Origin of the sequence: Parapusillimonas granuli (assembly GCF_013416525.1) — a bacterium.
GTDB lineage: Bacteria > Pseudomonadota > Gammaproteobacteria > Burkholderiales > Burkholderiaceae_B > Parapusillimonas > Parapusillimonas granuli.
In genome coordinates, this window is sequence record NZ_JACCEM010000009.1 from 243785 (window position 1) to 255332 (window position 11548).

Consider the following 11548-nt stretch of genomic DNA (forward strand, 5'->3'; position numbering starts at 1 on the left):
ATGAATGCAAACTCCATGAATCCCGGCCGCCGCGTCCTGGACGTGTCCGACGTCTCGGTGGTCTTCGGACGGGGCGCCGGCGCCTTCACGGCCGTCAAGTCGCTGAGCCTGCATGTGGACCGGGGCGAGACCCTCGCCATCGTGGGGGAGTCGGGCTCCGGCAAGTCGGTGACCTCGCTGGCCGTCATGCGGCTCGTCGAATTCGGCGGCGGGCGCATCGCGTCCGGCGGCATGGTCTTCCATGCCCGGGACGGCCGCAAGGTCGACCTGCTCGCCGCGTCGGAAGAAACCATGCGCGCCATGCGCGGCGCGGACATCAGCATGATCTTCCAGGAGCCGATGACGTCCCTGAACCCGGTGCTGACGGTCGGCTTCCAGATCGTCGAGGCGATCCGGCTGCACCAGCAATGCGACGCCAGGGCCGCCGAGGCGGCCGCGCGCCGGGTGCTGGACCAGGTCCGCATTCCGGATTCCCGTGCCATCCTGAAGCGCTATCCGCACGAGCTGTCGGGCGGCATGCGGCAAAGGGTGATGATCGCCATGGCGCTGTCCTGCCGGCCGGCGCTGCTCATCGCCGACGAGCCCACGACGGCGCTGGACGTCACCATCCAGGCGCAGATCCTGGGCCTGATCAAAGAGCTCCAGCGCGAGATGGACATGGGCGTGATCTTCATCACGCACGACATGGGCGTGGTCGCGGAAGTCGCCGACCGGGTGATGGTGATGCGCAAAGGCGAGGTCGTCGAGAACAATGACGTGCACGGCCTGTTCAACGCGCCGCGGCACCCCTACACCAAGGCGCTGATGGCCGCCGTCCCCAGACTGGGCGCCATGCGGGGCACCGACGGGCCGGCCCATTTCGACCTGCTGGACGGCGCCGCTGCCGGGCGCGGCGCGCCGGCGTCGGGAACGGCGCCCGGCCCGACGCCGGCACAGGCACAGGCATCGATACAGGCACAGGCATCGGCCGTGGCCGGCGCTCATGCCGGCCCGTCCGGCGACGTGATCCTGCGCGTGCGCGACCTGGTCACGCGCTTCGACGTGCGCGGCGGCTTCTTCTCGCGGGTGAAGCGCAAGGTGCACGCGGTCGAGAAAGTCAGCTTCGACCTGCACGCGGGCGAGACGCTTTCGCTGGTGGGCGAGTCGGGCTGCGGCAAGACCACCACGGGCCGCTCCCTGATGCACCTGACGCCCACATTAGGCGGCCGCATCGAGTTCGACGGCAAGGTGCTGGACCGCGCCGATCCCGACGCCATGCGCCATTTGCGCCGCAACATGCAGTTCGTCTTCCAGGATCCCTTCGCATCGCTCAATCCGCGCATGCGCATCGGCGACAGCATCAAGGAGCCGATGCTGATCCACGGCCTGCACAGCGGCGCGGCGGCGGACCGCCGCGTGGCCGAACTGCTTGAACGCGTCGGCCTGGACGCCGCGATGGCCGGGCGCTGGCCGCATGAATTCTCGGGCGGGCAAAGGCAGCGCATCTGCATCGCGCGCGCGCTGTCGGTCAATCCCAAAGTCCTGATCGCGGATGAATCGGTGTCCGCGCTGGACGTGTCCATCCAGGCGCAGATCGTGAATCTGCTGATCGACCTGCAGCGCGAGCTGGGCGTCGCCTACCTGTTCATTTCGCATGACATGGCGGTCGTCGAGCGCGTGAGCCATCGGGTCGCGGTGATGTATCTGGGCCAGATCGTCGAACTCGGCCCGCGCCGGATGATTTTCGAGAATCCGCAGCATCCTTATACGCGGAAGCTCATGCAGGCCGTGCCGGTGGCGGATCCGTCCGTGCGCCGGGCCAAGGCGCTGGAAGTCAGCGACATTCCCAGCCCCGTCCGCGATCTCGGCGACGAGCCGGAAGTGAAGGCGCTGGTGCAGGTAGGCGAGGGCCACTACGTGGCGCGACATTCAATCGGCGGCGCATATTGAGCGCCGGCAATTCCAAGGAGATCGTTATGGATCGCAGACAGTTTCTTTTGACCTCATCGGCATCGCTCGCCGCCATGAGCCTGCCCGGAGTTTCCTGGGCGCAGCGGGGCAAGACCGTGTTCCGCTGGGTGCCGCAGGCCGACCTGACCCTGCTGGACCCGACCTTCACCACCGCGGCGGTGACGCAAGGCCATGCGCAGCTGGTGTTCGACACCTTGTACGGCCTGGATTCCCAATACATGCCGCATCCGCAAATGGCCGCCGGCCACAGCTCCGAGAACGACGGCCTGCTCTGGAAGATCACGCTGCGCGACGGCTTGCGCTTCCATGACGGTTCGCCGGTGCGCGCCGCCGATGCCGTGGCCAGCATCAAGCGCTGGGCCAAGCGCGACGTGATGGGCCGCACCCTGATGCAGGCGACGGAAGAGCTCTCGGCGCCGGACGACAAGACCATACAGTTCAAGCTGTCCAAGCCTTTCCCGCTGATCATCAACACGCTGGCCCGCCAGTCGGGCTTGATGGCCGTCATCATGCCCGAGCGCCTGGCCAATCTTCCCGAGACGGAAGGCGTGCAGGAAATGGTGGGCAGCGGCCCCTTCAAGTTCGTGGCCGACAAGTGGGTCTCGGGCTCGCGCGTGGTCTATGAAAAATTCGCGGACTACCAGCCGCGCAAGGACGACATGAAGCCCGATTTTTCGGCGGGCCCGAAGGTGGCGCACGTCGACGGGGTGTTGTGGAACATCATTCCCGACCGCGCGACGGCCATCGCCGCCTTGCAGGCCAACGAGGTCGATGGCGTGGAAACGGTGGACACCGACTTCCTGCCCATCTTGCGCGACGACCCCAACATCACGCTCATCAAGCGCAGCCTGCCGACCATAGGCGTGATGCGTTTCAACCACCTGCATGCGCCCTTCAACAACGTCGAGATCCGCCGTGCCGTGCTGAGCGTGGTGAACCAGACCGAATACATGACGGCCATCAACGGCGCGGACTTTCCCGAGTTCTGGAGCGACAAGTGCGGCGTCTTCGTGCCGGGCTCGCCCATGGCCAGCGATGCGGGCATGGAGAAACTGACGGGCAAGCGGGACATAGAGAAAGCGAAAGCCGCCATCAAGGCCGCCGGCTACAAGGGCGAGAAAGTCGTCCTGCTCGATCCGGTCGATTTTCCCACCTGGCACGCCGCCGCGCTGGTGACGGCCGATCTGTTCAAGCGCCTGGGCTTCAACCTGGACGTGCAGGCCATCGACTGGGGCACCGCCGTGCAGCGCCGCAACAGCAAAGAGCCGGTTTCCAACGGCGGCTGGAGCGTGGCCTTCACCGGCAATACCGGCCCCGACAATTTGAATCCGGCGGGCCATCTCGCCTTGCGCGGCAATGGCGAGAAAGCCTGGTTCGGCTGGCCCACCAGCGAGAAGATCGAAAAGCTGCGCATGGACTGGTTGAACACGTCCGACCTCGAAACGCAAAAGAAGATCTGCCGCGAGATCCAGCTGCAGGTTTTCGAGGACGTTCCTTACATCCCCCTGGGCGCGAGCTATCCCGTCACCGCCTTGCGCAAGGAATGGCGTGACTTCCAGCCGCAGATCGCGCTGTTCTACACCGTCAGAAAAGGGGCTTGAGCATGCAGGAAGGCAATCTGAGCGGATCCGGGCCGAGAGTGGCCATCCTGGGTTTCCATCTCGAGGCCAACGCGTTCGCGCCGCCTTCCGAAAAGGCCGACTTTCTTGCGCAATGCTGGGAAGAGGGCGAGGTAATTTCGGAATTGGCGCGCGGCATCAGCCATCTTCCCGCCGAGCTCCCCGGCTTCTATGCGCGCATGGACGACCTGGGACCGTGGACGCCCCTGCCTTTGATCGTGGTGGCGGCGCCTCCGGGCGGCCCGGCGGCCGCCGGCGTCTGGCGCGAATTCCTGGCGCAGGTGGAATCCCGGCTGCGCGCCGCGGGGCCGGTGGATGGCGTGTACATCGCCAACCATGGCGCCTCGTCGGCGGTCGGGGTGGACGATACCGAGGCCCAGCTGGCGGGTTTGATCCGGTCGGTGGTGGGGCCCGGCGTTCCCGTCATCGCCACCCACGACCTGCACTGCAATGTTTCCGGGGAAACCGTCGCCAAGCTCGACGCCCTGGTCAGCTATCGCACCAACCCCCACGTCGATCAGCGCGAGCGCGCGGCCGACGCGGCCGATCTGCTGCATGAAGCGTTCGCGGGCGAGCGCCTGGTGACCGCCCATATCCGCCTGCCCATCACGCCGCCTTCCATCGCGCTTTCCACGCACAGCGGACCCTATGCCGACGTCGTGAAGCGCGCCGCGGAGATGATCCAGGCCAAGGGCCAGGGGCCCATCGCCATGGTGTCGGCGGCGGCGGGCTTCGTTTTTGCCGACCTGCCCAAATGCGGCATGACCGTCACCGTGACCGCGCGCGGCGACCTGGCGGCGGCGCGGCGCGCCGCGCTCGATCTCGCCCGCGAGATATGGAAGGATCGGCGGCGCTACATTGCCAACACGATAGACGTGGCCAAAGCGGTGGAGCTGGCGGCCAATGCCGAGCAGCCCTTGCTGTTCGCCGACGTGGCCGACAACCCCGGGGGCGGGGGCGGCGGCAATACGACCTGGCTGCTCGAAGCCTTCGACCGCGCGCGCATTCCCGGCGTCACCCTGGGCGTGTTCGTGTCGCCCGAGGTCGCCGCGCAGGCGCATCGGCTTGGCGTCGGCAAGGAATTCCAGGCGGTGTTCAACGCGCAGCCGGGCGACTACGCACGCCGCTACGAGGCGCGCGCCAGGGTCCTGCGACTGAGCGACGGCAACGGCGTGGGGCGCCGCGGCATCCTGCGCGGACGCAAGTTCTCGCTGGGCGCCAGCGCCCTGATCGAGCTGTGCGATTCGGGTATGCAGGTGGTGGTGGGCAGCTTGCGCCGTCAACTGGCCGAACCCGTGATGCTGGAGATGCACGGGCTGGACATATCGCGCCTGCGCATCCTGATCGTGAAAAGCCGCGGCCACTACCGGGCGGGCTTCGATGAGTTCTTCCCGAATGAGCGCATCCACGACGTCGACAGCCCCGGACTGACCACGCCCAGCCTGTCGCAGATCGATTTCAAACGCCTTCCCAGGCCGTTCTGGCCGCTCGACCCGGACACCGTCTGGACGGAACCCGAGTGGGCGTGATCGCGCGGGGTCAGGCGCCAAGCGGCGCCTGGCCCTCTTCATCCCCATAATAGCTTTCAATGCGCCGGATGACGGCCTGCATGAAGCGTTCCACGCTGGACGGCAGGACCCGGCCTTCGAAGGTTTGTATATGCAGGGTGCGCTGGGGGGAGAGCTCGTCCACGATGGGCACGGCGACGAGTTCGCCGCGCCGGACCGATCCCATGAGGGTCCGGTCGCCCGAGAATCCGATGGCGCCCGTCCCGAGGCAGAAGTTATGGATGGCCGCCTGGTGGTTGCAGACCAACACCACGTTCAGCGACACTTTTTCGTGCATGCAGCACAGGTCGACGATGAATCGCAGCGTGCTGCCCGGCCCCATCATCACCACGGGAAGGCTGCCGATGTCGCGCAAGCGCATGGCCTTGCGCGCCGCCAGCGGGTGGTCCACCCTCATGATGGCGAACAGCGGCATGCGGCGGGCATACTGTACCCGCACGCCTTGCGGGGGCGACAAGTTGTAGCTCAGGCCCAGGTCGTCCTCGCCCTTTCGCACGCGCGAATTGATTTCGGCCGATTGCAGCGCGTTCAGCTGGAAACGGACCATGGGCTCTTCCTTGATGAATTCGCTCATGACCGAGGGCAGCAGTTCGGTGCCGAAGGCTTCGTTGGTCGACACCTTGATCAGTTTCTGGCCGAGCTGGGTGAGCTCGCTGATTTCCGTCCGCATGCGCTCGGCTTCCAGATGAGTGCGCCGCGCATATTCCGCAAGCAGCTCGCCGGCTTCCGTCAGCAGCATGCCGCGGGCGTGCCGTTCGAAAAGATGGGTGCGGTGCTGGTCTTCCAGCTTGCGTATCATGCGGCTGATCGCCGAGGGCGCCACATGCAGCTTGTGCGCCGCCTCGGTCAGCGAACCGGTGTTGACGACTTCCAGGAAGTATTTCAAGGCGGTGTTGAGCATGGGCAGGCTGGCACTATTGATACCAGTATAAAAACTTGTCTTGTACCATGTTAAGGGAGTGGCATAATTTCTTACTCCAACCTCACATCATAGAGCAAGGTCATGGCACAAACACTGTATGACAAACTCTGGGATGCGCATGTCGTGCATCAAGAGTCCGACGGCACCTGTCTGCTGTACATAGACCGCCACCTGGTACACGAAGTGACCAGCCCGCAGGCGTTCGAAGGCTTGAAACTGGCGGATCGCAAACCCTGGCGGATCTCGGCCAACCTTGCCGTGGCCGACCACAACGTTCCCACCACCGACCGCAGCAAAGGCATAGAAGACCCCATCTCCCGCCTGCAGGTCGACACGCTGGACGAGAACTGCGAGAAATACGGCATCACGGAGTTCCGCATGAACGACCGGCGCCAGGGCATCGTCCACATCATCGGGCCGGAACAGGGCGCGACGCTGCCGGGCATGACGGTGGTCTGCGGCGATTCGCACACCAGCACGCACGGCGCGGTCGGCGCGCTGGCATTCGGCATCGGCACCTCCGAGGTCGAGCACGTGCTGGCCACGCAGACGCTGCTCATGAAGAAGAACAAGAACATGCTGATCAAGGTCGAAGGCGAACTGCCTTTCGGCTGTACCGCCAAGGACCTGGTCCTGTACATCATCGGCAAGATCGGCACGGCCGGCGGCACCGGCTACGCCATCGAATTCGGCGGCAGCACGATGCGCGGCCTGTCGGTCGAAGGCCGCATGACGGTCTGCAACATGGCGATCGAGGCCGGCGCCCGGTCGGGCATGGTGGCGGTGGACCAGAAGACCATAGACTACTTCCGGGGCCGGCCCTACGCACCCACGGGCGCGCTGTGGGACCAGGCCGTGCAATACTGGAAGACGCTGCATTCCGACGAGGGCGCGAGCTTCGACCGCGTGGTCGAGATCGACGCGCGCCAGATCAAGCCGCAGGTGTCCTGGGGCACCTCGCCCGAAATGGTCCTGGCCGTGGACGAGCGCGTGCCCGATCCCGACAAGGAAAAGGACGACGTCCGCCGCAGCGGCATGGAGCGCGCGCTGGAGTACATGGGCCTGAAGCCCAACACGCCGCTGGTCGACATCAAGGTGGACCGCGTCTTCATCGGTTCCTGCACCAACGCCCGCATCGAAGACCTGCGGGACGCGGCCGTGGTCGCGCGCGGCAAGCGCGTCGCCTCGTCGGTGAAGCAGGCCATGGTGGTGCCCGGTTCGGGGCTGGTGAAGATGCAGGCCGAAAAAGAAGGCCTGGACAAGATCTTCCTGGCCGCGGGCTTCGAGTGGCGCGAGCCGGGCTGTTCGATGTGCCTGGCCATGAACGCCGACCGCCTGGAACCCGGCGAGCGCTGCGCCTCCACCTCCAACCGCAATTTCGAGGGGCGGCAGGGGCAGGGCGGCCGCACCCACCTGGTCAGCCCGGCGATGGCCGCCGCGGCCGCCATCGCCGGCCACTTCGTCGATGTACGGACTCTTCGATAGGAAACCATCATGCAAGCATTCACCACTCATCATGGCCTGGTGGCGCCGCTGGACCGCGAGAACGTCGACACCGATCTCATCATTCCCAAGCAGTTCCTGAAGTCCATCAAGCGCACGGGCTTCGGCCCCAATCTGTTCGACGAGCTCCGCTATCTCGATCACGGCGAACCCGGCATGGATAATTCCAAGCGCCCGCTGAATCCCGATTTCGTGCTCAACCAGCCGCGCTATCAAGGCGCGTCCATCCTGCTGGCGCGCAAGAACTTCGGCTGCGGCTCCAGCCGCGAGCACGCGCCTTGGGCGCTGACTCAATACGGTTTTCGCGCAATCATCGCGCCCTCGTATGCCGACATCTTCTTCAACAACAGCTTCAAGAACGGCCTGCTGCCCATCATCCTGCCCGAACTTCAGGTGGCGCGCCTGTTCGACGAGGTCAAGGCGCACGTGGGCTACAAGCTGCGCATCGACCTCGAACGCCAGGTGGTGATTACGGAAGACGGCCGCGAGCTCTCGTTCGACATCGAACCCTTCCGCAAGCACTGTCTGCTCCATGGCCTGGACGACATCGGGCTGACCTTGCAGAAGGCGGACACGATCCGCGCCTTCGAGGCCGAGCGCCTGGCTCGCCATCCCTGGCTGGAATCGCGGCCCATCGTGTAGAACCGCGCTTTTGGCCGTTCACCGACGGGCGCGGAAAGCAGGGGCTGCGGAGACGCCGCCCCTTTTGTCGTATATTGACAACATAGTAGGAAAAAAAATGACTCACAAGATTGCTGTACTGCCGGGCGACGGCATCGGGCCGGAAATCACCGAACAGGCGGCGCGCGTGCTCGGCGCGCTGGGCCTGGATCTCGCAATGGAAACCGCGCCGGTGGGCGGCGCCGCATACGATGCGCACGGCCACCCTCTGCCCGCCGCCACGCTCGACCTGGCCAAGAATTCGTCCGCCATCCTGTTCGGCGCGGTCGGCGACTGGAAGTACGACAGCCTGCCGCGCCAGTTCCGGCCCGAACAGGCCATCCTGGGCCTGCGCAAAGCCCTGGGGCTGTTCGCCAACCTGCGCCCGGCCATTCTGTATCCCCAGCTGGCCAATGCCTCGTCGCTCAAGCCCGAGGTCGTGTCCGGCCTGGACATCCTCATCGTCCGCGAACTGACCGGCGACATCTATTTCGGCCAGCCGCGCGGCGTGCGCGAGGTCGAGGAAGGCAGTTTCAAGGGTGAAAAGCAAGGGTTCGACACCATGCACTACGCCGAATCCGAAGTGCGCCGCATCGGCCACGTGGCCTTCCAGGCCGCGCAGAAGCGCAGCAAGCGGCTCTGCAGCGTGGACAAGGCGAACGTCCTGGAAACTTCGCAGTTCTGGCGCGACATCATGGTGGACGTCGCGCGCGAATATCCGGACGTGGAGCTCAGCCACATGTACGTCGACAACGCGGCCATGCAGCTCGTGCGGGCGCCCAAGGAGTTCGACGTGATCGTGACAGGCAACCTGTTCGGCGATATCCTGTCCGATGAAGCGGCCATGCTGACGGGTTCCATCGGCATGCTGCCTTCGGCATCGCTCAATGCGTCCAATCAGGGGCTGTACGAACCCAGCCACGGGTCCGCGCCCGACATTGCCGGAAAGAACATCGCCAACCCGCTGGCGACCATACTCTCCGCCGCCATGCTCTTGCGCTACTCTTTGAACGAAGCGGCGCAGGCCGACCGCATCGAGCGCGCCGTGCAGGCCGTGCTGGAGCAAGGGCTGCGCACCGCCGACATCCATGAAGCCGGCACGGAAAAGGTTTCCACCAGCCAGATGGGTGATGCTGTGCTGAAAGCATTAAAATAATGTTTCAGATCTGAATTTCTACTTTTTTTTAAGCGACTTAACATGAGCCAAGCAGTAGGTTTAGTCGGTTGGCGCGGCATGGTGGGATCCGTCCTGATGCAGCGCATGCGCGACGAGAATGATTTTTCATTGTTCCAGCCCGTGTTCTTTTCCACCAGCAATGCGGGCGGCGCGGCCCCCGCATGGGCGGACGGCGCCGGGCCCCTCCAAGATGCCTACGACATCGAAGCACTGAAAAAACTTCCCATCATTCTGACCGCCCAAGGCGGCGACTACACCACCGCGGTTTATGCCAAGTTGCGCGCGGCGGGCTGGAACGGCATCTGGATCGACGCCGCCAGCACGCTGCGCATGGCCGACGACGCCGTGATCGTCCTGGATCCGGTCAATCGCCCGGTCATCGACGCCGCCCTGGGGCGCGGCGTCAAGAACTACATCGGCGGCAACTGCACCGTGAGCTGCATGCTCATGGGCCTGGCCGGGCTGTTCAACCAGGACCTCATCGAATGGATGACCAGCATGACCTACCAGGCGGCGTCCGGCGGCGGCGCGCAGCACATGCGCGAACTGCTCACGCAGTTCGGCCTGCTGAACGCGGCGGTCAAGCCCTTGCTCGACGACCCGGCATCCGCCATTTTGGAAATCGACCGCGGCGTCCTGGCGGCCCAGCAAGACCCGGCCCTGCCGCAGCAGCAATTCGGCGTGCCGCTGGGCGGCAACCTCATTCCCTGGATCGACAAGGACCTGGGCGACGGCGTGTCGCGCGAAGAATGGAAGGCCGGCGCCGAAACCAACAAGATACTCGGCCGGGGCCCGGCCTTCGGCGCGCCCGCCACGCCGATAGACGGCCTGTGCGTGCGCATCGGCGCCATGCGCTGCCACAGCCAGGCCCTGACCATCAAGCTCAAGCGCGACCTGCCGCTCGATGAAATCACCGACATCGTGCGCGAAGGCTCGAAGTGGGCCAAAGTCATACCAAACGAACGCGAAGCAACCATGCGTGACCTCACCCCCGTCGCCGTGACCGGCACGCTGGACATCCCGGTCGGGCGCATGCGCAAGCTCGCCATGGGGCCTGAATACCTCAGCGCCTTCACGGTGGGGGACCAACTGTTGTGGGGTGCGGCCGAGCCTTTGCGCCGCATGCTGCGTATTGCTTTGGGTGAACTGTAAAAATGCAAATGTCCCGCTGGGCCTCATCGTCTTTTGCTTTAGTGTTCAAAACTAAACCTTTGGTCGGGGCACTGGCGGCGTCATTGCTGATCCACCCGGCCGCCTACGCAGCCACTTTCGGCCATTCGCGCGTCGTGTCGGCGCCCGGGCAAGCCTTGCGCATCGACGTCCCGGTCGGGCAGCTCAGCCCCGACGACCTGCGCAGCCTCTCGGTGGCGCCCGCGCCCGCGGCCGCCTGGTCCGAGGCGGGCCTGACGCCGCCGGTGGAACTCTCCACCCTGACGGCGCAACTGGCCGACGGCCATGCGCCGGGCAGCAAGGTCATCCGCCTGCGGTCCAGCCAGCCTTTCAACAAGCCGGTGGCCGACGTCCTGCTCGACATCCACACGGCATCGGGCCGGCAGCGCTACCAGGTCAGCCTGCTGACCCGCACGGACGCCGGCATCGACCTGGCCGCGGTCGCGAGTCCCGAGGGCGCGGCGCCCGGTTCCACGACCGGCGCGTCCATACGGGTCAAGGCCGGCGACACCATGTTCGCCATCGCGCGGCGGCACGCCGTCAGGGGCGTGTCCGACTACCAGATGATGATGGCGCTGTTCCGGGCGAATCCACAGGCCTTCATCCACGACAACGTCAACCTCGTCAAGGCCGGCTCGCTGCTCGTCATGCCCGACATGGCGGCGCTCACGGCGATTTCCGACCGCGAGGCCCGGCGCCTCTTCATGCAGCACGCCCGGGCCTTCGCGCGCTATCGCGGGTCTTCGGCGGGCGCGGTGCCGGTCGTGGGACAGCAGGGCGCCGCGGCCGCCGCCGGCGAAGTGGTCCGGGCGGCGCCGTCCGCCCAGGTTCCGGCCACGGAAGCCGCCAAGCGGGACCTCCTGCGCCTCTCGGGCCGGCCGGCCGCCGATGCCGGCGCCGCCGGTTCGGCCAAGGGCGCGGCCGGCGTGGCGGGGCAGGGCGCTTCGGGGGCGACGGGCGCCGGGGCGCAGGGGGCGGC

9 protein-coding genes are annotated in these 11548 nt (G+C 65.9%); 8 read left to right on the forward strand and 1 reads right to left on the reverse strand.

What is annotated here, in order from left to right; genetic code table 11:
* The 3 genes from H0A72_RS17415 to H0A72_RS17425 are packed head-to-tail and all read left to right on the forward strand — an operon-like array spanning position 1 to position 5098.
* Positions 1–1929 carry a dipeptide ABC transporter ATP-binding protein gene (locus H0A72_RS17415; RefSeq protein WP_180157629.1) on the forward strand — a complete coding sequence of 643 codons (1929 nt, stop codon included), beginning with the start codon at positions 1–3 and terminating at the stop codon, positions 1927–1929.
* Positions 1930–1955: 26 nt separating this feature from the next.
* Complete coding sequence (locus tag H0A72_RS17420) at positions 1956–3551, forward strand: ABC transporter substrate-binding protein (protein ID WP_180157631.1); 1596 nt, start codon at positions 1956–1958, stop codon at positions 3549–3551.
* Between the two features lie 2 nt (positions 3552–3553).
* Positions 3554–5098, forward strand: a complete 1545-nt coding sequence (locus tag H0A72_RS17425; RefSeq protein ID WP_246815004.1) for a M81 family metallopeptidase — start codon at positions 3554–3556, stop codon at positions 5096–5098.
* A gap of 10 nt (positions 5099–5108) precedes the next feature.
* Here the strand turns inward: H0A72_RS17425 and H0A72_RS17430 are convergent, their stop codons facing one another.
* Positions 5109–6038, reverse strand: coding sequence for a LysR family transcriptional regulator (locus H0A72_RS17430; protein WP_180157633.1), 930 nt, complete (start codon positions 6036–6038; stop codon positions 5109–5111).
* Positions 6039–6140: 102 nt separating this feature from the next.
* Here H0A72_RS17430 and leuC point away from each other — a divergent pair, with 102 nt between their 5' ends.
* The 5 genes from leuC to H0A72_RS22365 all read left to right on the forward strand — a co-directional run.
* Positions 6141–7544 carry a 3-isopropylmalate dehydratase large subunit gene (gene leuC / locus H0A72_RS17435; RefSeq protein ID WP_180157634.1) on the forward strand — a complete coding sequence of 468 codons (1404 nt, stop codon included), beginning with the start codon at positions 6141–6143 and terminating at the stop codon, positions 7542–7544.
* Between the two features lie 9 nt (positions 7545–7553).
* Positions 7554–8204, forward strand: coding sequence for a 3-isopropylmalate dehydratase small subunit (leuD, locus tag H0A72_RS17440; protein WP_180157636.1), 651 nt, complete (start codon positions 7554–7556; stop codon positions 8202–8204).
* A gap of 97 nt (positions 8205–8301) precedes the next feature.
* Positions 8302–9378 (forward strand): 3-isopropylmalate dehydrogenase, encoded by a 1077-nt coding sequence (gene leuB, locus H0A72_RS17445; protein WP_180157638.1) that lies wholly within the window; start codon positions 8302–8304, stop codon positions 9376–9378.
* Positions 9379–9420: 42 nt separating this feature from the next.
* Positions 9421–10551, forward strand: a complete 1131-nt coding sequence (gene asd, locus H0A72_RS17450; protein WP_180157640.1) for an aspartate-semialdehyde dehydrogenase — start codon at positions 9421–9423, stop codon at positions 10549–10551.
* A gap of 83 nt (positions 10552–10634) precedes the next feature.
* Positions 10635–11548: type IV pilus assembly protein FimV (locus H0A72_RS22365; protein ID WP_281494235.1), on the forward strand; the 914-nt coding region annotated here is incomplete at its 3' end.